Source organism: Acetanaerobacterium sp. MSJ-12 (assembly GCF_018917875.1).
GTDB classification, from domain to species: Bacteria; Bacillota; Clostridia; order Oscillospirales; family Ruminococcaceae; genus Bittarella; species Bittarella massiliensis.
Genome location: NZ_JAHLPK010000003.1, coordinates 75,481 through 95,543 on the forward strand (window position 1 = coordinate 75,481; position 20,063 = coordinate 95,543).

Consider the following 20,063-nt stretch of genomic DNA (forward strand, 5'->3'; position numbering starts at 1 on the left):
GTCTCCCTGAGGGGGAGGCGCCAAAAAGCGGGGGTGCTGCCCCCGCTTTTTGAGGGCATGGGCGAGCGGGCTCCCAGCGGCGGCTCTGCCGCCCGCCTGTGCCGCGACAACAAGAGGAGGATTTGACCCTTGAAAAAGAAAAAGAGCATCGCCCTGCTATTTGCCCTGTATGCTGTGCAGGTGACCCTCTCCAACTTCATCCACCCCATCACCCCCACCCTGTTTAAGGATCTGGGGTTCCCCGACTACATGTTCGGGGTGGCCTTTGCCGCCATGAGTTTTTCCAACTTTCTCTTCTGCCCCATCTGGGGGGTGGTGGGCGACAAGATCGGCCACCTGAAGATGTTCGGCATCACCGCCTTTGGCTACGGGCTGGGCCAGCTCTTCTTCGGCCTCGCCACCACCCCGGCCATGACCCTGCTGGCCCGGTTTTTCGGCGGCGCATTTGCCGGCGGCTTCATGGTGGCCATCATGGCCTACCTGACCAACAACAGCGAGCCCGAAAAGCTGGCCTCCCGGATGAGCTATCTGGCGGCCCTCACCTCGGTCTTTACCGCCATCGGCTACCTGCTGGGCGGGGTGATCGGCGAGCGCTCGGTCTTTTGGGACTTTGCCCTGCAGGTGGGCGGCATCACCCTGGTCGCCATTTTGATGCCCCTGCTGGTGGCCGAAGAGCTGCCCGAGACGGCGCCGAACGCCCCCAAGCAGAGCCTCAACCCCCTGAAGGCATTCATCTCCATGGGGAAGGGGATGTCCGCCCCGCTGGGCCTCTTTTTGGCGGCGGTCTTCTTCGCCAACTTTGCCACCATTGACTACGACAACGCCTTCAACTACTACATCAAGGCGGAGCTGGGCTTCCCCCCCTCCTACAACGGCATCATCAAGGCGGCCATCGGCATCATCGGCCTGCTCATCAACCTGACGGTCAATGTCTGGCTGGCGAGAAAGACCGACATGCGCCGCAGCATCGTCCCGGTCTTTGGCCTCTGCACGGCGACCCTGGTGGCCGTCTGCCTGGTGCCGGGGACCGCCCCCTTCATCGCCGCCAACGTCATCTTCTACCTCTTTAACGTGATGTACATCCCCATGCAGCAGACCCTGGTCACCAGCGACACCACCACCGGCAAGACCAGCGGCGAGCTCTCGGGCATCTTCAACGCCGTCAAGGCGGTGGGGATGATCGGCGGCTCCCTCTTTGCGGGGCTGATCTACACCGTCGGCGCCAAGCTGCCCTTTTGGTTTGGGGCCCTCTCCTTTGGGCTGGCGGCGGTGACCAGCATTTTCAGCTTCCGCGCCTACCAGAAAAAGGGGCTTTTGAAGAAGGAGGCGACCCCTTCATCCGCCGGGAAAAATTGAGTGAAATTTCTTGTAAAAAGGTGTTGACACAGACAATTCCCATTTGCTATAATAGCTACTGCCGGGTCAAACCGGCAGAGCGTCTGGGGCATTAGCGCAGCTGGGAGCGCGCCACACTGGCAGTGTGGAGGTCAGGAGTTCGATCCTCCTATGCTCCACCAGAGAGAAGCCGCACAACAAAGCTTTTGTTGTGCGGCTTTTGCTTTTTGGACAACCCGCCTTTTAACCCGTTTGAAATGGGGAGGAGAGCGCCGTGCTGCCCTCTCTGTGCGCCGACAAAGAGGACACGGATCTGCAGTCTGCCCCTCTCTTTCCCCCGCTTCCCGCCGGCCGGGCGCAGAGGGGGGGAGGAGAAGCGAATTCTGCAGAAAAGGCAAAAAAACGGTTGACAGAAACCACTCGGTTTGGTATACTATAAAAGTCGAAAAAAGCAGTAGACATCTGGGGCATTAGCGCAGCTGGGAGCGCGCCACACTGGCAGTGTGGAGGTCAGGAGTTCGATCCTCCTATGCTCCACCAGAAAAAATGGCTTGGCAACATCGGTTGCCGGGCCATTTTGCTTTTGCGGGGCAAAGGACAGAGGGAAAGAGAAGGGGCGCACCATTTGGTGCGCCCCTTCTCTTTATTGCTGACTGCCTTTTTTGGCCGCCTGCCGCTTGCGGTTGCCGTGGACAAAGGAGAGGAGGTCCCCCTCCGTCTCCTCGTCCGGGTCGCCCCCGTGGGCGCGGCGATAGCGGCCGAGGGCGTCGGCTGGGTCGGTGCTTTCGCCCGCCAGCTCGCCGAGGGCGATGAGCCGCCGGTAATAGGCGGTGAATTCGTCGGCGCCCTGCACGTCCCAGTGGGAGTTGACGTAAAAGCGGCAGGGCAGGTCCTTGATTTTGTCGATCCGGGCGCGGTAGTCGGCCAGGTCGTAGCTCCACTCCCCGTGAAACATCTCCTGGCAGAGGCCGTCCCCGAGAAAGAGGACCCCCTCCTGGGGGCAGTAGACAACGGTGCTGTCCTCGCTGTGCTCCCCGCCCAGGTGGATCAGTTGGCAGGTGAGGCCGCCCAGCTCCACCGTCAGGGTCTGGTCAAACAGGATGTCGGCCCCCTGCACGGCGATGGCGCGCTGCGCGCCAAATTCCCTTTTGATGTTCTCGGCGCAGAAGGCGATCTCCTCGCCCTGGGCGACGCGGCGCGCCAGGGCATCATCGTCCCAGGTGTAGCCAGCCATTTGCAGAAGGTGGGGCTGGGTGCGCCGGTTGGCCAGGGTGGTGAGGCCCATCTCCGGCGCGCCGAAGACGTGGTCCCAGTGCCAGTGGGTGAGGGCCAGATAGCGCGGGGCCGCCACGCCAAGGGCCGAAATGCCCTGTAAAAAGGCGCGGGCGTGGGCGGGGGAGTTGCCGCCGTCCACCACCAGAGAGGCGTTTTTCCCGGCAATGAGACCCAGGGCAGGGCGGTCGGTGTCGTGGTTGTGTTTCATCACAAAGACGTGAGGGGTGAGCTGGCGCAGCATGGCAGACATCCTTTCTGTTTGACCCGTTTGGGTCGATTGGAAAAGCCTGCTGCCATTATAGCACGAAAGAGCGCCCGGCGGCAGGGGGTCATTCCACCTGGTGGATGATCAGGGTGGCGAGGGTGTCGTCGGGATCGGCGGAGGAGACGGTGAAGGTGTTGGAGGAGGAGAGGCGGAAGCTGGAGGCGCTCTCCAGGCGGATGAGCGCCTGCATGGCGTAGAAGCCCGGCTCGCCGGCCTCCTTTTCAATGCGCAGGAAGGTGCCGGACAGGTCGGTCCCGTTGAGCTGCAGGGTAAAGCGGGTGCGCAGCGCAGAGGCGCGCGGGAGGTTGAGGTTGAAATTGAGCCAGTAGACGCCGGGGCGAAGGATGTGGAAGATCCCGTAATCGGGGAAAATATCCTCTGTGCGGGGGCCTTCCCCCTCAATGGGCAGCCCACCGTACAGGCCGCTGACATGAAGGGTGCCGTTTTGGTAGAAGAAGGCATAAGAGCGGTCGGGCACAGGGCCGGTGGCACCCGGTTCTCCCTGCGGCCCGGTGGGCCCGGGACATCCTCTCGGTCCCTGTGGACCGGTGGGTCCGGGGCATCCTCTCGGCCCCTGCGGGCCGGTGGACCCGGGGCACCCTCTCGGCCCCTGTGGGCCGGTGGGTCCGGGACAACCCCACGGCCCCTGCGGACCGGTGGCGCCAGTTTTGCCCGGCAGACCCATGGGTCCGGTATCGCCGGGCCACCCCATGGGCCCCTGTGGCCCGATAGGACCGGTTGCGCCCTGTGGGCCCCTGGGCCCGGCGGGTCCAGGGCAACCCCGCGGCCCCTGCGGCCCAGTGGGTCCAGGGCAGCAGCAAGTCGGCCGGGGCGGCGGACAGCTGGGACAGGGAGATGAACAATTGCGGTTGCACATAAGATAAAACCTCGCTTTCACAGATGTGGTCGCGGTATCCTATGTGCCGACAAAAGGAAAGGTGGCCTGCCGGCGGGACAGAAAAATGCCCGGGCTGGCGGCCCGGGCATAAAAGGGAGGGGGTTCTTTTAAAAAGAGGGAAAATCAGCGGTTTTCTTTTTCCCATGCCTCCCGCACGGCCTTGGCGACGGCGGGGGCCACTTCTTTGCAGAAGGGGCTGGGGATGATGTTCTCCTCCCCCCGCTCATCCTCGGGGATCAGGGAGGCGATGGCGAAGGCGGCGGCCACCTTCATCCCCTCGGTGATGCGGGCGGCGCGGGCGTCCAGCGCCCCCCGGAAGAGACCGGGGAAGGCCAGCACATTGTTGATCTGGTTGGGGTAGTCGCTGCGGCCGGTGCCCACAATTCGCGCCCCGCCGGCCTTGGCCTCGTCGGGGGTGATTTCGGGGTTGGGGTTGGCCATGGGGAAGACGATGGCGTCTTTGGCCATGGAGGCCACCATCTCCCGGCTGACGATGCCGGGGGCGGAGACCCCCACAAAGACGTCGGCCCCCTTCAGGGCGTCGGCCAAGGTGCCGCTCAAGCACTCCTCATTGGTCAGCTGGGCCAGCGCCAGCATGCTGGGGTTGAGTTTCTCCGGCTCCTGCCGGTTGAGGATGCCGAAGCGGTCGCAGACGGTCAGATGGCGGATGCCGATGTCCATCAGCATCCGGGAGATGGCGGTGCCGGCAGCGCCCGCGCCGTTGACCACCACCTTGACTTCACCCAGCTCTTTTCCCACCACCTTGAGGGCGTTGATGAGGGCCGAGCAGACGACGATGGCGGTGCCGTGCTGGTCGTCGTGGAAGACGGGGATGTCCAGCTCCTCCTGCAGCCGCTTTTCGATGGCAAAGCAGCGGGGGGCGGCAATGTCCTCCAGATTGATGCCGCCCAGGGTGGGGGCGATGTGGCGGACCGTCTCCACGATCACGTCGTCGTCCTGGCTGTCGATGCAGATGGGGATGGCGTCGACGTCGGCAAACTCCTTGAAGAGGGCGCACTTTCCCTCCATCACCGGGATGGCGGCGGCCGCGCCGATGTTGCCCAGCCCCAGAACGGCCGAGCCGTCGGTGACCACGGCCACGAAGTTGCCCTTGCTGGTGTAGCGGTAGACGTTTTCCGGGTCCTTGTGGATCTCGATACAGGGCTGGGCGACGCCGGGGGTGTAGGCGATGCTCAAATCGTCCTTGTTCTCGATCTTCATCTTGGACACCACCGACAGTTTGCCCTTATATCTCTCGTGGGCCTTCAGCGACTCTTCAAAGTAATTCACCGCTTGTCTCCTCCTCTGTATGCGCCCCGAAAGGGGGCGGCCTTGTTTTCTCTTCTTCAAGTATACCGCACTCGCGTGCGGGATGCACCCTCTTTTCCCATCAGTCCCCTGGGGTGGTCATGGAGAGGGGGTCGAGCAGCTCCTCCAGGGACTTTTCGTCCAACAGGTGCTCTTCCTCCGCCAGTTTGCGCACCGGCTGGTGGACTTTGAGGGCCTCTTTGGCGAGGCTGGCGGCCCGCTGGTAGCCGATGGCGGGGCAGAGGGCGGTGACGATGCCCACGCTCTCCTCCACCAGCTGGCGGCAGCGCTCGCGGTTGGCGGTGATGCCGCTGACGCAGTTGTCGGTGAAGGTGCGCACGGCTTCCCGCAGGGAATCCAGCTCCAAAAAGAGGGTGAAGAAGACCACCGGCTCAAAGGCGTTGAGTTCCAGCTGGCCGGCCTCGGCGGCCATGGTGATGGTGCCGTCCCCCCCGGCGATGAGGAAGGCCACCTGGGTCACCACCTCGGGGATGACCGGGTTGACCTTTCCCGGCATGATGGAGGAGCCGTTTTGCTTGGCGGGGAGGGAGATCTCCCCCAGCCCGGTGCAGGGCCCGCTGGAGAGGAGCCGCAGGTCGTTTGCCATCTTCGAGAGGGTGACGGCGCAGGCCTTGAGGGCGCCCGAGACGGCCACGAAGCAATCGATGTTCTGGGTGCCGTCGATCAGGTCCTCCGCCTGGGTCAGGCGCAGGCCGCTGACCTCTGCCAGGGTGGGGACGATGTGCTCGCGGTAGTAGCGGGTGGTGTTGACGGCGGTGCCGATGGCGGTGGCGGCCATGTTGATGGTCTCCAGCTCCGACTCGGCCCGGCGCAGCCGGGCGGCCGCCCGCTCCACCGCGCTGGCGTAGGCCCCGAAGGACTGGCCCAGGCGGATGGGCACCGCGTCCTGCAGCTGGGTGCGGCCCATCTTCACCACGTCGTCGTACTCCCTGGCCTTGCCCCGCAGGGTGGCGGCCAGCCGGTCGAGCTCGCCCAGCACCTCGGGCAGCAGGGCGAGGGCGGTCATCTTGCCGGCAGTGGGGTAGACGTCGTTGGTGGACTGGGCCATGTTGACGTGGTCGTTGGGGTGGACCACCGAGTAGTCGCCCTTGGTCCCGCCCAGCAGTTCGATGGCCCGGTTGGCGATGACCTCGTTGGCGTTCATGTTGGCGGAGGTGCCGGCGCCGCCCTGGATGGGGTCGACGATGAAGCTGTCCATCAGCCGGTCGGCCAACACGTCGTCACAGGCGCTGCAGATGGCGTCGCAGCGGCGCTGGTCCAGCTTGCCGGCGGCGCAGTTGGTCAGGGCGGCAGCCTTTTTGATCTGCGCCAGGCTGTGGATAAAGCGGGTGTGCATCCGCTGGCCGGTGATGGGGAAATTCTGCCTGGCCCGCAGGGACTGCACGCCATAGTAGGCGTCGGCGGGCACCTGCAGGGTGCCGATGGAATCGGATTCGGTGCGGGTATTCATAAGGGCTTCCTCCTTATAAAGGGCGGCGGGCGGCGTTTGGCGGTCCGCTTCGACCTTGCTGCTGCGGGGCGTTGACCCCTCACTTCGCCTTCAGTATACGGCGGGGTCGGGCGGGGGTAAAGGGTTTGCGGGCAATGGAAAACAAAGCCATCAAAATGGGGGGCGCGGCGAAAAAAAGAAAAGGCAAAGGGGGCTTCGACCTTCTTTTCTTCACCTTTGTGAAGGAGTTGTCAGCCGCCGTTTTTTTCACTTGCCAAAGGGCGGGGGAGGCCGGTATAATAAAAGGGAAAAAGCCCCCTTCCGCAGCTGCCGGGAGGGGGCAAGTGGGGGAGGCACAATCGGTGGACACCATTGACAGACAGATTTTGGAGATTTTGGAGAGAGACGCCCGCACCCCCCTCAAAAAGATCGCAGCGGCGGTCTTCCTCTCCCCGCCGGCGGTGTCGGCCCGCATCGAGCGGATGGAGCAGCGGGGGGTCATCACCGGCTATCGGGCGCTGGTGGACCCCCAGCGGTTGGGCTACGCCATCACCGCCCTCATCAACATCGCCATCCTCCCCAAGCACCAGCCCGCCTTTGCCCAATTCGTCAAGGGCTGTTCCAACGTGACCGAGTGCTACCATGTGGCGGGCACCTACTCCATGCTCCTCAAGGCCTGTTTTGCCACCACCGGCCAGGTGGATTCCTTTGTCGAATCGCTGCAGCGCTATGGGAAGACCCAGACCCAGATCGTCCTCTCCACCGTGGTGGAGCCGCGGGAGGTAGAGCCCCTCTTGTAGGGGAGGATTTTTTGCGCAAAAGGAAAAAAAGGGGTTGCATTTTTATCCCATTGTGATATAATATCTCTTGCAGTCGCGGTGCTGCCGGGTTGCTTCCCGTGCTTTGCCGCCTTTCAAATCCATTTGGGGGCATAGCTCAGTTGGTAGAGCGATACGTTCGCAACGTATAGGTCATGGGTTCGATTCCCACTGTCTCCACCACCTGGATCAGCCGCAATTTGCCGCTTGATTCCTTTACAAAAAAATATGGAGGCGTAGCTCAGCTGGTTAGAGTGTTCGGTTCACATCCGAAAGGTCGTGGGTTCGAGTCCCTCCGTCTCCACCATTTTTGTACAGTCCGTTTCGACGGACTGTTTTTTTCTGCCCATTTTTGTTTCGCCCTCGCGCCTTTGGTGCGGGGGTGTTTTTGTGAAACGCTTTTTTGTCGCGCCGGATGGGGGAAGAGGGGGGAAACAGCGCTCTCTGAAGACAGGGAGAGGCCATCGCTTCGCTGTAGTGCAGTGGGGCCGGGGGAGCGGCACTCCCTGATGGGCGGGAGCTGCCATTCCTGTGGACGAGAGGGGGCGGCGCTTTCCGATGATAGGCTAGAGCCACCGTCGCTTTTCGCTGCGAGCGGGCTGCGGCTCCTCCAACTGCCAAATTGCCGCCATACGGCGCTTTTGCGCATTTTGGCAGGGCGGTCCTCCGCCCGTTCAGGGGAGGAGCGCCCTGGGCTCCGCTGCCCTGCAGTCGCATTTTTGGACTGAAAACCGGCATTTTGGCAGAGAAATCTGCACAAAACAGGCGCGAGAAAATATGGCATATTTGATAAAATCACGAAAATGACCAATCGTCAGTTTATGAGGTTGACTTTTGGTCATTTCGTGCATACAATAGCAACTGTAAGAAAAGTGACCAATCGTCATTTTTGATTCAGCGGCAGAAAGAGAGGCGAAAGAAGTGCTGGTAGACAAGATCCAGGATAAGAAAAAGCAGAAAAAAGAGAGGTTGGAGCAGGCGGCCTACGACCTGTTCAGCGAGCAGGGGTTCAGCGAGACCTCCATCGACCAGATCGCCCGCCGGGCGGGGGTCGCCAAGGGGACGTTTTACCTCTATTTCCCCGACAAAGAGGCCCTGCTCAACCAGGTGATCTTCAAGTGCAGCAGCCGGATCTTTAAAGAGGCCATGCAGGAGAGCCGGTTCAAACAGCTCGACGACTGGGTGGAGCGGGTGATCGTCCTCATCGACTACGTCATCGAGCTGTTCAAAGAGCGGCCCAACGACCTGAAGGTCATCAACAAAAACCTCTCCTGGAGCATGGTGGGCGACCAGGTGGCGAAGGGGAGCAGCGAGGGCGTCGACCAGGAGTTCGCCGAGCTCTTGAGCTACTATCTGGAGCAGTTGGAGGGCCGCGGGTACGACCGCAAGGCCGCCTTTCAGCTCATCTTCATGGTGGTTGAACTGGTGGGGGCCGTCTGCTACTCCTCCCTTGTCCTGGGTCAGCTGGGGCCGATCGACGAACTCAAGCCCATGCTCTTTGAGACGGTCCGAAAGATGATCCGAAACTAAACTTTGCAATTGGGGATGAAAGTATGAAGGAGAAAGCGGCTCGCTTTGTCGTCAAAAAGCGAATTGCCATTTTGATCCTGGCCGTGGCCCTGCTCATTCCGTCGGCCATCGGCTTTGTCAAGACCTTTGTCAACTACGACATACTCACCTACCTTCCGGCCGACCTGGACTCGATGATCGGCCAGAACATGCTGGAAGACGACTTTCACATGGCCTCCACCGCCATGCTGGTGGTGGACGGGATGGAGGACTACCAGGTGTCGCAGCTCAAGGAGAAGGTGGCTGCGGTCCCGGGGGTGCGCCAGGTCCTCTGGGCCGACGACATCTTCGACAACGGGGTGCCCCGGGAGATGCTGCCGGAGGATGTGAGGAGCGTCTTTTACAGCGACAGCGGCACCATGATGATCATCAGCTTCGACGAGCCCATGGCCGCGGAGGGGACCCTGAAGGCCATTGAGCAGATCAAGTCGGTGACCGGGGAGCAGTGCTTTTTGGGCGGCATGGCCGCCATTGTGCAGGACACCAAGGCCCTGGCCGACCAGGAGACCCCCCTCTACGTTCTGGTGGCGGTGCTTTTGTGCATGGCGGTCCTCTGGCTGGGGCTGGAATCCACCGTGGTGCCCTTCATCTTCCTGCTGGGCATCCTCTTCCCCATCCTCTACAACTTCGGCACCAACATCTTTTTGGGGCAGATCTCCTACATCACCAAGGCCCTGGCGGCGGTGCTGCAGCTGGGGGTGACCATGGACTTCTCCATCTTCCTCCTCCACCGCTTTGAGGAGGAGAAGCAGCGCTGTCCCGACAAGGAGGAGGCCATGGTCAAGGCCATCAGCGCCACCCTCACCTCCATCGCGGGCAGCTCCATCACCACCATCGCCGGCTTTCTGGCGCTGTGCACCATGCGCCTGACGCTGGGGCGGGACATCGGCATCGTCATGGCCAAGGGGGTGCTGCTGGGGGTCATCTGCACCGTCACCATCCTGCCCGCCCTCATCCTCTTTTTCGACAGGGCGATCGACAGGCACACCCACCCGGTGCTCATCCACGAGTTGGAGCGGGTGCCCTCCTTTATCTGCAAGCACTACAAGGGCATTTTGGTGGCCTTTGTGGCCCTCTTTGTCCCCTTTGCCATCGCCCAGGCCAACACCGACCAGTACTACGCCCTGGACGAGACCCTGCCCCAGGATCTGCCCTCCATCGTGGGCACCAACAAGCTCAAAAACGATTTCAACATGACCACCACCCACTTTGTGCTGGTGGACGACAAGCTGGACAGCTACCGCCTCAAGGAGATCAGCGACCGCATCGAGGGGCTCGACGGGGTGGACCTGGTCATCTCCTACGACAAGTACGTGGGCGGGCGGATCCCCGACGACATCGTCCCCGACGAGCTGCGCGACCAGATCGACGCCGGGGGCAAAAAGCTGATGATGGTCAACTCGGTCTACAAGGCCGCCAGCGACGAGGAAAACCGCCAGATCGACCAAATCAACGAAATCGTCAAGGCCTACGACCCCACCGCCGTGGTGGCGGGGGAGGGGGCCATGACCAAAGACCTCATCGAGGTGGCGGCGGTGGACTTTAGAAATGTCAACATCGCCTCCATTGCGGCCATCTTCATCATCATCGCCGTCTGCTTCCGCTCGGCGAGCATCCCCTTCCTGCTGGTGCTGGCCATCGAGTTTGCCATCTCCATCAACATGGGCATCCCCTTCTTCACCGGGACCACCCTCCCCTTTGTGGCGGGGATCGTCATCGGCACCATCCAGCTGGGGGCCACGGTGGACTACGCCATCCTCACCACCACCCGCTTTCGCGAGGAGTTGCAGGCGGGGCGGGAGAAGATGGACGCCATCCGCGTCACGGTGCAGAAGTGTTCGCCCTCGATCATCACCAGCGGCCTGAGCTTCTTTGCCGCCAACATCGGCGTCGCCATCATCTCCAAGATGGACCTCATCAAGAGCCTCTGCGGGCTGATGGCCCGCGGCGCCATCATCAGCATGCTCTCCATCATCTTCGTGCTGCCGGCCCTCCTCATCCTCTGCGAGCCGCTGATCGCCAAGACGACCATCGGCTGGAGAAAGGCCGCCAAGCTGCTGAAAGGGCGCAAAAAAGAGCCCGAATACCAGGAATTGTAGTGGGAGGAATCACGGTATGAAAACGTCTCATGTGCTGAAAAAATCCGCTTGTATCGCCCTTTCGGCAGCGCTCCTGCTGCCCGCTGTCCCCGCCTTTGCCGCCGACGGCACCACCAAGGACGAGACGGTCTACGTCTTTTTGAACCCCGACGGCACCGTCACCAGCCAGACGGTGAGCAGTTGGGTCCACAGCGACGGGGGCATCCGCTCGGTGCGGGAGGAGGTCGCCCTGCAGAACATCCGCAACGTTAAGAATGCGGCCGCCCCCCAGCTCGACGGCGGTGTCCTCACCTGGGATATGGACGGGAACGACGCCTACTACACCGGCACCAGCGACAAGACCCCGCCGGTCACGGCCGCCATCAGCTACAAGCTGGACGGGGAGGAGATCTCCCCGCAGGAGCTGGCCGGGAAGAGCGGCCGGGTGGAGATCACCATCGCCCTGCAAAACAACCTCTCCCGCCAGGCCACCGTGGGCGGGGAGAGCCGGACCATCTACACCCCCTTCATCGTCGCCGGGGTCGCCGACCTGCCCACCGACCACTTCTCGAACGTCACCTGCGAGGGGGGGAGCGTCCTCTCCGAGGGGCAAAACCAGGTCGTCGCCTTTGTGGCCAGCCCGGGCCTAAAGGAGAGTTTGGGGCACAGCGCCTCCCTGGTGGAGGACACGGTGGGCTTTTCCATGCAGGAGCAGTTCACCATCCAGGCCGACGCCACCGACTTTGAGCTGGGCTCCATCATGCTGGGGGCCACCGGGGAGCTGCCTCTGGAAAAACTGAAAGAGGCCAGTTCCGCCGGCGAGGTGAGCGAGGCGCTGGACTCGCTGAAAAGCGCCACCGACCAGCTCTTTGACGGCACCTCCCAACTGGCCGACGCCACCGGTCTCTTCGCCGACAAGATGGGGCAGTTCGACCAGGGGATCGCCGAATTGGGCAGCGGCGCCGGGGAGCTGAAGGACGGCACCGGCCTGCTGGTGAGCGGGGTGCAGGAGCTGGGCGGCAAGCTGGGCCTGGGGATGGGCCAGCTGCACGAGGGCTCCACTCAATTGGCCGCCGGCAGCCAGGAGCTGTTGACCGGGGTGAACGGCTACACCACCCAGGTCGAGGGCAAGGTGGGCGAACTGGCCGAAAAACTCGACGGGGTGGGCACCCAGCTCGACGGGGTCAAGACCCAGGTGGCCACCGACAAGCAGGCCCTGATCGATGGGATGACCCAGGCCGGCACCGAGGTGAAGGTCACCCTGGGGGGCGACATGACCGCCCTGGGCCAGTCCATCGGCGACTACGTGGCGGCGGTGAACGCCGACCCTGCCGCCACCCAGGCCGAAAAAGAGGCGGCGGCCCTGATGTGGCAGCAGTTTAGCCAGTTGAAGACCGACCTGGAGAGCCACGGCAAGACCCTGCAGTCCATCAGCACCGCCGCCCAGTCCCTGGGCAAGACGGTGGACGGGGTGTTCGCCACCGTCGGCAAGGAGTTTGGCGACGCCAAGACCGAGCTGGCCGCCACCCAGAAGGCCCTGGCCGAGTACGGCAAGAAGCTGCGGGACGGGGCCAAGGACGTCAGCGACGGCGCGGCCGCCCTTCAGGAGGGGGTCGCCGCGGGCGCAAAAGATGCCAAAGACGGAGTTGGCCGGCTGCAACAGGGCGCCGACGACTTGAACGAGGGGGCCTCCAAGTTGCAGCGGGGGGCCGAGGACGCCCGCGCCGCCTCCTCCCAGTTGGCCGAGGCGGCGGATACCCTGCGGGACAAGACGGGGGAGCTCAACGAGGGGATGGAGGCCTACAAGACCACCGGCATCGATCCTATGTGCAGCGAGCTGGGCGACCTGACCGGCGACCTGGACGAACTGCTGGAGGTCAAGGACCTGCTCGTCGAGCAGTCGGAGGCCTTTACCAGCTATTCCGGCAGCCCCGAGGGCAGCGAGGTGAACACCAAATTCCTTCTCAAGACCAGCGAGATCAAGGAGAAGGAGGAGGCAAAACCGGTGGTCCTCGCCACCGAGAACACCCAGAAAAAGGGCCTTTGGGAGCGCATCAAGGGCATCTTTGTCAAATAGTTATCGCAGAAAAAGGGCGGGCCGAAATGGGGCCTGCCCTTTTTTGCACCCAAAAAAACGGAAGGTTTTGGTTGACAAAGCGGGGGGATGCGGGTATCATAAACCTACAGACCGAAAGGATGGACGGCAAAATGGCGCATTGGGAACACCGCTTTTTCCGCTTTAGCAGCTTGGGCTTCTTTTTTAGCTCGGGCTTTTTTGGCGTGGATCGGGCAGTGTGTCAGGCGATGCGAACCGTTTAGAGGTCCCGGCTTTTCGGGCAATTTTAAACAGTGAACGCCTCTGGCAACCTGCCAGGGGCGTTTTTGTTTGCAGAAATAGGGAGGAAGAGATATGGTCGTCATCTTGAAACAGGGGGTCACCAAGACCCAGATCGAGGAGTTCACCAACTGGATCCAGCAGCAGGCAGAGGTGCAGGTGAGCGCGGTGTACGGCGCGCAGACCACCATTTTGGGGCTGGTGGGGGACACCTCCGCCATCGACATCGATTTGGTCAGCTCCAAAGACGTGGTGGAGACGGTCAAGCGGGTGCAGGAGCCCTACAAAAACGCCAACCGCAAGTTCCACCCCGACGACACGGTGGTCACAGTGGCCGGGGACAGGACCATTGGCGGCGCCCAGTTCTCGGTGATCGCCGGCCCCTGCTCGGTGGAGAGCGAAGAGCAGATCATCGAGGTGGCAAGGCGGGTCAAGGCCGCCGGGGCCACCGCCCTGCGGGGGGGCGCCTTCAAGCCCCGCACCTCGCCCTACTCCTTCCAGGGGCTCAAGGCCGAGGGGCTGGACCTGCTGCGCCGCGCCCGACAGGTCACCGGGCTGCCCATCGTCACCGAGATCATGAGTCTGGCGCACCTGGACCTCTTTGCCGATGTGGACGTGATCCAGGTGGGGGCCCGCAACATGCAGAACTTCGAGCTGCTCAAGGAGCTGGGCCACTGCGACAAGCCCATCCTCCTCAAGCGGGGGCTGGCCAACACCATTGAGGAACTGCTGATGAGCGCCGAGTACATCATGGCCGGGGGCAACCACAACGTCATCCTCTGCGAGCGGGGCATCCGCACCTTTGAGAGCTATACCAGAAACACCCTCGACATCTCGGCGGTCCCCATCCTCAAGCGGGTCTCCCACCTGCCGGTGGTGGTGGACCCCAGCCACGCCACCGGCATCACCTGGCTGGTGGAGCCCCTCTCCAAGGCCGCCATTGTGGCCGGGGCCGACGGCCTGATCATCGAGGTGCACAACGACCCCAGCCACGCCCTCTCGGACGGGGCGCAGTCCCTCACCCCCGACCAGTTTGACGGGGTGATGGGGGAGATCGGCCGCACGGTGGACTTCTGCGGCAAGACCCTGTGAGGCCGGCCGAGGGGGCCCTCGAGGCCCTGGCCCGGGCGGTGGCCGAAGAGACCGGCGGCTCCGCAGCCGCCGCCCGGGAGATGGCGGCAGAGCTCTACACCGCCCTGCTGGGCTGCTGCGGGCCGGGAGGGGCCGGTGAGGGAGAGCTGGCGCGGCTGATTGCCGCCGCCCCCCAGGCCCCCCAGTGGGGGAGCGCGCCCCGGGTGGCCTGCCCCGGGGTGGAGGGGGCCTTTACCCACCAGGCCTGCCGGACCCTCTACCCCGGCGGCCAGGTCTCCTTCTACCCCGAATTTGCCGATGTCTTTGAGGCGGTGGAAGAGGGCCGGGTGGACGTGGGGGTCCTGCCCATCGAGAACTCCACCGCCGGCTCGGTGCTGGACGTCTATACTCTTTTGGGGGAACACCGGTTTTTCATCGTCGACGCCACCTCCCTCCCCATCGAGCACTGTCTGCTGGCCCCCCGGGGCGCGGCGCTCGACGGGGTGCGGCAGGTCTACTCCCACCCCCAGGCCCTGGGCCAGTGCCGGCACTACCTGGCGGCCCACCCCAGCTGGGAGAGCACCCCCTTTTCCAACACGGCGGCGGCCGCAAAGTACGTGAAGGGGGAAGGGGACTGCGCCAAGGCGGCCATCGCCTCCGCCCTCTGCGCCCAGCTCTACGACCTGCAGGTTTTGGAGCAGGGGATCGAGGATGCCAGCGGCAACCGCACCCGCTTCATCGCCGTGGCCAAGGAGCCGGTGATCCTGCCCCAGGCGGACCGGGTCAGCATCCTGGCCGTTCTCCCCCACCGGAAGGGGTCGCTCTTCTCCTTCCTCGCCCGGTTTGCGGCCGCGGGGCTCAACCTCTGCAAGATCGAGTCCCGCCCCATCCCCGGCCGGCGCTTTGAATTTGTCTTCTACCTGGACTTTGAGGGCAGCGTCCGCGGGGAAAAGACCCTGGCCCTCCTCTCCTCCCTGGAGGGGCAGGTCGAGCGGCTCGCCTTTTTGGGCAACTATCCCGACCGATAGATCGGCTTTTCCGCTGTTTTGCGGGGCCGTTCCAGCTCTCTGTGGCTGGGGCGGCTTTTTTGTCAAAAGGGGGAAGTTTGGGCGGGGGCATGGGAATCTGCCGGCCGGCGTGGTATAATAGCGGCAGAGCTCCTGTTGCGGCGGGGCCGTTCCCCCCTTTGACCGCGCGAGAAAAGGGGGCGGCACCCCGACGGATGAAGGCGCCGTCTGCCGCCCTGCGCGGCTGTCGGCCGGCCGCCGTGACAGGGGGAGACAGGGGAGAGGGCCGCCGCGCCTTGCCCCCCGATGCCAGGCCGCCCTTGCACAGGCCCCTGTGGAGGGGGCGATCACGAGAGAAAGAGGAGGGAATTTGTATGGCCATCAACCCCGTGGTGCGGGCGGCCCTCAAGGCCCTGTCCTACCCCGATATCAGCATCAAAAAGCACTACAAGCTGCAGCGGCGGCTGGTGGATGTGACCAACCTGCACCTGCTAAAACCCCTCTACACCACCTTTGACCACCTGATCCAGGTGGGGGACCACCAGATCCCCGCCCGCATCTACACCCCGGAACTGCCCGGAAGCGAGGGGGCGCTCCTCTTTTTCCACGGCGGCGGCTGGGTCACCGGCAACATCGACAGCTACGACCGGGTCTGCACCGACTTGGCGCGCAAGACCCACCGCCTGGTGATGTCGGTGGACTACCGGCTGGCCCCCGAGCACCGGTTCCCCGCTGCGCTGGAGGACTGCTACGCCGCGGCCAGAGAGGTGTTTTTGCACCCCGAGTGGGTCTTTGCCGAGAGGGCGGAGGACATCGCCCTCATCGGCGACAGCGCCGGGGGCAACCTGGCGGCGGCCGTCTCCCTGATGGCAAAGGACAGGGGGGAGTTCATGCCCACCCGGCAGATCCTCATCTACCCGGCCACCTACAACGACCACACCGAGAATTCGCCCTTTCCCTCCGTCCGGGAGAACGGCAGCGACTACCTGCTCACCTCCAAGCGGGTGCAGGAGTACATGGAGCTCTACCAGGGCAGCGAGGAGGACCTGCAAAACCCCTACTTCGCCCCCCTGCTGGCAGAGGATCTGAGCGGCCAGCCCGAGACCCTGCTCATCACCGCCCAGTACGACCCCCTGCGCGACGAGGGGGAGGAGTACGGCCGCCGCCTGGCCAAGGCGGGGGTGCGGGTGGAGGCGCACCGCGCCACCGACGGGCTGCACGGCTTTTTCTCCCTTCCCGCCAGCTTTGAGCAGGTGGCCGAGTGCCACCGCCTCATCGATCGCTTTTTGAAAGAAGGTCCGGCCTGATGACGGCAAGACAGCGCGACGCCGCGTGGGAGCCGCTGGACAATGCGGCCAAGATATTTCCCTCTATCAGCAGCAAGCGGGACACCAAGGTCTTTCGCTTTGCCTGTGAGCTGCGCGAAGGGGTGGACCCGGCGCTCTTGCAGCGGGCGCTGGACGAGACCATTGAGGATTTCCCCATCTTTCGCTCCACCCTGCGGCAGGGCTTTTTCTGGCACTACCTCAAAGAGAGCAGCCAGCGCCCCCTGGTGCAGCTGGAGAGCGAGCTGCCCTGCAGCAACCTCTACGACGCCAACAACCCCGGCCTCCTCTTTGAGGTGAGCTACTACGGTCGGCGGATCAATCTGGAGGTCTATCACGCCCTCACCGACGGGACCGGTGCCCTGCAATTCCTGCGCGCCCTGGTCTGCCGTTACCTCTATCTGCGCCACCCCGAGGGGTTTGACGCCCCGCCCACCCCGCTGCACGGGGCCTCTTTTTCCGAGTTGGCGGAGGACAGCTTTCAGAAGTACTACACCACCTCCTCCAAAAACAAGGTGCGCAGCGAGCCGGTCTACAAGCTGCGGGGGGTGCGCCTGCCCGAGGGGCGGATGCAGATCATCGAGGGGGTGCTGCCGGTGAAGGCGGTGTTGGCCGCCGCCCGGGAGCGGGGGGTGACCATGACCGTCCTCCTCACCGCTCTCTTTCTCTGCGCGGTGGACAAAAACGCCGTGCTGCGGCGCAAGCGCCACCCGGTGGTGGCGGCGGTGCCGGTCAACCTGCGCAACTACTTCCCCTCGGAGACGGCGCGCAACTTCTTCTGCACCATCAATGTGGGCTACCACTTCGGCCGGGACCCGGGGGATCTGGAGAGCGTGATGGCCTCGGTCCGGCGCCAGTTTGAGCAGCTGCTGACCCGCGAAAACCTGGCCAAGCGGATGAACGGCTACTCGGCCATCGAGCACAACGCCCTGGTGCGGGTGGTCCCCCTGGGGCTGAAAAACATCATCCTGCGCATCGCCGGCGCCATCGCCGAGCACGACCACACCATTTCGATTTCCAACATCGGCAAGGTGAGCATGCCCGCGGGGTGTGAGCGGTATATCCGCCTCTTCGACGTCTTTGTGAGCACCAATATCCTGCAGCTGTGCCTCTGCTCTTTCGGGGAGGACCTGACCCTCAGCTTCTCCTCCGCCTTTCGCAACACCGATGTGCAAAAGGACTTTTTCCGCTTCCTCACGGGGATGGGGATCCCCGTCGAAATCACCACCAACCGCCCAGAAGAGGAGGTGCGCCCGTGAAATACTGCGAACAGTGCAAGGTCTCCGTCACCGGGCAGCGCTCCCGCTGCCCCCTCTGCCAGAGCGTCCTGCGGGACGAGGGGGAGCCCTATGAAGAGGTGTTCCCGGTCATCCCCACCGTCTACAACCGCTTTCAGTTCTTCTTCAAACTGCTGATCTTCGCCTCGGCGGTGCTGGGCATCGTCTCGGCGGTGATCAACCTCCTGCTGCCACAGAGCGGGGTCTGGTCCCTCTTTGTGCTGGGGGGGATCGGCTGTCTGTGGGTGTTCCTCTTCATCGCCGTGCGAAAGCGCAACAACATCCCCAAAAACATCCTCTGGCAGGTGGCGGTCACCATCCTCTTTTGCCTGCTGTGGGATCTCTTTACCGGCTGGCACGGCTGGTCGGTGGACTACGTGGTCCCCAGCATCTGCGTGGCGGCCATGGCGGCCCTCGCCGTCACCGCCAAGGTCTTTCGGCTGGTGGTGGGGGATTTTCTCTTCTACCTACTCATCAGCGTCCTCTTCGGCATCCTGCCGGTCATCTCCATCCTGCTGGGTTGGGTGCAGGTGCTCTACCCGTCCCTCATCTGCGTGGGGTGCAGCCTGGTCTCCCTGGCGGCGATCCTGATTTTCCAGGGGGAAAACATGAAGCGGGAGTGGCGGCGGCGGATGCACCTGTAGTTCGCCTTTTGCCCCCCCCGATCGGGCAGGGGAGGGACAGCTGGCTAAAAAGCACATAAAACGAAAAGAACTGCACTTGTAATGACAGCCTTTTTCCAGAATAATGCTGTACTTTTTTACGGCCAAATGCTATGATTAAATAGGAAAAAGCGCAAGGTATCTCCAATACTTGCAATGAAAGCTGCACAAAATACAGAAAAACCAATTGAAGGGGGGGATCTCCCATGTTCCCAGAAATTGACCGCCAGGCAATTTTGGAAATTGTGGAGGATGAAGAAAAGACCGACAAAATCATGGCCCTGTTGGACGAAGCGGCCAAGAGAGAAAAGCAGCGCCGTCTTGAGCTTCAGGCAAAGGGCATTGAGCGCGCTCGCCAGAAGGGAACGACCCTCGGCAGACCGAGATTGCCTCTCCCGAGAGACTTCCCCAACATCTACCGGCGCTACAAGAGCAAGGAGATCACGGCGCAGCACGCGCAAAAGCTCTGCAATATGAGCGCCAATACCTTTTACCGGGTCATCCACGAATTTGAAGAGAAGAGCAAGTAAAAAAACCTCCCCCCGAACACTTCGGGGGGAGGTTTTTACCTGTTGTCAAGCAGTGGAGGAGGGGCGGATGCTATTTGTTCGGCACGACCTTCATGTTGGGGTAGATCTCCCGCATCCGCGCATCGTCAAAGCGGCGGTCCAAAAACTGGCCGAAACTGGTCTGGGGCGGGAGCCCCTCGGAGCGGTCGGTCCCGCGCTTGATGGCTGCCACCGAGAGGAGGATGTCAAAGCAGAGGAAGACGGCCAGCGCCCCGGCGACCCAGTTGCCGTATCTCCGGGGGAACCGCTCAATGGCGCCGCAGAGGAGGGGGTAGCAAAAGCGGATGAAGACCAGACCCAGCACCCCCCAGAAGAAGGCATACTTTAAAGTGGTGCGGCCGCCGATGTTGTACTTGGCGTGGCTGTACTGCCAGGAGACGGTGCCCAGGGCCAGCTCTTGCAGCAGGCTGCACAGGTATTCAAAGGCCGCGCCGGCAAAGGCGCTGACGCCGAAGATGACCAGCGGATTTTTGTCCCGCAGCCGGTAGAGCAGCAGGGTGAGGAGGACCGCCCCAAAGCCGTACACCTGGGAGAAGGGGCCGTAGACAAGCCCCTTGCGGCTCTCGAAGTAGCCGTTGTGAAAATACCAAAACAGCATCTCCAGAATGTAGCCGAGGACGCTGGCCACAACGAAGATCCAAAACAGGGTATAGACGCCGGGGCGGTCGTTGATAGGCGATCTGCCCGAACGCCGCTCGGCGCGACTGGCGGCCTTTGCCGCCGCAGAAATGCTCTGCAACTTCTCCACCCTCTCTCTTTAGTATATTAAAAAGTATAGCGAAAAGAGTCGCAAAAGTCCAATCTTCGGAGAAAATGTAAGA

At 62.9% G+C, this 20,063-nt stretch carries 16 protein-coding genes and 4 tRNA genes; 15 read left to right on the forward strand and 5 right to left on the reverse strand.

Features of this window, described 5'->3' with window-relative positions; all coding sequences use genetic code 11:
• Positions 1-129: 129 nt before the first annotated feature.
• The 3 genes from KQI11_RS04050 (at position 130) to KQI11_RS04060 (ending at position 1,875) form a co-directional block, all read left to right on the forward strand.
• Positions 130-1,356, forward strand: coding sequence for an MFS transporter (locus KQI11_RS04050; RefSeq protein ID WP_216401175.1), 1,227 nt, complete (start codon positions 130-132; stop codon positions 1,354-1,356).
• Positions 1,357-1,441: 85 nt separating this feature from the next.
• Positions 1,442-1,517 (forward strand) — tRNA-Ala (locus KQI11_RS04055).
• Positions 1,518-1,799: 282 nt separating this feature from the next.
• Positions 1,800-1,875 (forward strand) — tRNA-Ala (locus KQI11_RS04060).
• Between the two features lie 103 nt (positions 1,876-1,978).
• Here KQI11_RS04060 and KQI11_RS04065 read toward each other — a convergent pair.
• From KQI11_RS04065 to KQI11_RS04080, 4 genes are all read right to left on the reverse strand, one after another.
• Positions 1,979-2,851, reverse strand: coding sequence for an MBL fold metallo-hydrolase (locus KQI11_RS04065; protein ID WP_216401176.1), 873 nt, complete (start codon positions 2,849-2,851; stop codon positions 1,979-1,981).
• 88 nt (positions 2,852-2,939) lie between these two features.
• Positions 2,940-3,353, reverse strand: a complete 414-nt coding sequence (locus KQI11_RS04070) for a hypothetical protein (protein WP_216401177.1) — start codon at positions 3,351-3,353, stop codon at positions 2,940-2,942.
• A 543-nt stretch (positions 3,354-3,896) separates the two neighbouring features.
• The gene (locus tag KQI11_RS04075) at positions 3,897-5,063 is read right to left on the reverse strand and encodes an NAD(P)-dependent malic enzyme (RefSeq protein ID WP_185915251.1); all 1,167 of its coding nucleotides are present in this window, start codon (positions 5,061-5,063) and stop codon (positions 3,897-3,899) included.
• 100 nt (positions 5,064-5,163) lie between these two features.
• The gene (locus KQI11_RS04080; RefSeq protein ID WP_216401178.1) at positions 5,164-6,552 is read right to left on the reverse strand and encodes an aspartate ammonia-lyase; all 1,389 of its coding nucleotides are present in this window, start codon (positions 6,550-6,552) and stop codon (positions 5,164-5,166) included.
• Positions 6,553-6,893: 341 nt separating this feature from the next.
• Here KQI11_RS04080 and KQI11_RS04085 point away from each other — a divergent pair, with 341 nt between their 5' ends.
• From KQI11_RS04085 to KQI11_RS04140, 12 genes are all read left to right on the forward strand, one after another.
• Positions 6,894-7,331, forward strand: a complete 438-nt coding sequence (locus tag KQI11_RS04085; RefSeq protein ID WP_185915249.1) for an Lrp/AsnC family transcriptional regulator — start codon at positions 6,894-6,896, stop codon at positions 7,329-7,331.
• A gap of 125 nt (positions 7,332-7,456) precedes the next feature.
• Positions 7,457-7,532 (forward strand) — tRNA-Ala (locus KQI11_RS04090).
• A 47-nt stretch (positions 7,533-7,579) separates the two neighbouring features.
• A tRNA-Val gene (locus tag KQI11_RS04095) sits at positions 7,580-7,656 on the forward strand.
• 614 nt (positions 7,657-8,270) lie between these two features.
• Positions 8,271-8,879: a TetR/AcrR family transcriptional regulator gene (locus tag KQI11_RS04100; RefSeq protein ID WP_185915248.1), complete on the forward strand. Its 609-nt coding sequence runs from the start codon at positions 8,271-8,273 to the stop codon at positions 8,877-8,879.
• Positions 8,880-8,902: 23 nt separating this feature from the next.
• Positions 8,903-11,017, forward strand: coding sequence for an efflux RND transporter permease subunit (locus KQI11_RS04105; RefSeq protein ID WP_185915247.1), 2,115 nt, complete (start codon positions 8,903-8,905; stop codon positions 11,015-11,017).
• A 16-nt stretch (positions 11,018-11,033) separates the two neighbouring features.
• Positions 11,034-13,073 carry a YhgE/Pip domain-containing protein gene (locus KQI11_RS04110; RefSeq protein WP_216401179.1) on the forward strand — a complete coding sequence of 680 codons (2,040 nt, stop codon included), beginning with the start codon at positions 11,034-11,036 and terminating at the stop codon, positions 13,071-13,073.
• Between the two features lie 333 nt (positions 13,074-13,406).
• Positions 13,407-14,423 (forward strand): 3-deoxy-7-phosphoheptulonate synthase, encoded by a 1,017-nt coding sequence (aroF, locus tag KQI11_RS04115; protein WP_216401180.1) that lies wholly within the window; start codon positions 13,407-13,409, stop codon positions 14,421-14,423.
• On the forward strand, positions 14,420-15,430 hold the full coding sequence (locus tag KQI11_RS04120) for a prephenate dehydratase (protein WP_216401181.1): 1,011 nt from the start codon (positions 14,420-14,422) through the stop codon (positions 15,428-15,430). Before aroF ends, KQI11_RS04120 begins: the two co-directional genes overlap by 4 nt.
• 353 nt (positions 15,431-15,783) lie before the next feature.
• The gene (locus KQI11_RS04125) at positions 15,784-16,716 is read left to right on the forward strand and encodes an alpha/beta hydrolase (protein WP_216401182.1); all 933 of its coding nucleotides are present in this window, start codon (positions 15,784-15,786) and stop codon (positions 16,714-16,716) included.
• A complete protein-coding gene (locus KQI11_RS04130; protein WP_185915242.1) occupies positions 16,716-17,993 on the forward strand; it encodes a hypothetical protein in 1,278 nt (425 codons plus the stop codon). Before KQI11_RS04125 ends, KQI11_RS04130 begins: the two co-directional genes overlap by 1 nt.
• Positions 17,990-18,655 (forward strand): DUF6320 domain-containing protein, encoded by a 666-nt coding sequence (locus tag KQI11_RS04135; protein WP_216401183.1) that lies wholly within the window; start codon positions 17,990-17,992, stop codon positions 18,653-18,655. The genes KQI11_RS04130 and KQI11_RS04135 overlap by 4 nt, the downstream gene beginning before the upstream one ends.
• A 224-nt stretch (positions 18,656-18,879) precedes the next feature.
• Positions 18,880-19,203, forward strand: coding sequence for a hypothetical protein (locus tag KQI11_RS04140; RefSeq protein ID WP_185915240.1), 324 nt, complete (start codon positions 18,880-18,882; stop codon positions 19,201-19,203).
• A 70-nt stretch (positions 19,204-19,273) separates the two neighbouring features.
• Here the strand turns inward: KQI11_RS04140 and KQI11_RS04145 are convergent, their stop codons facing one another.
• Positions 19,274-19,981, reverse strand: a complete 708-nt coding sequence (locus tag KQI11_RS04145) for a putative ABC transporter permease (protein ID WP_185915239.1) — start codon at positions 19,979-19,981, stop codon at positions 19,274-19,276.
• Positions 19,982-20,063: the final 82 nt, after the last annotated feature.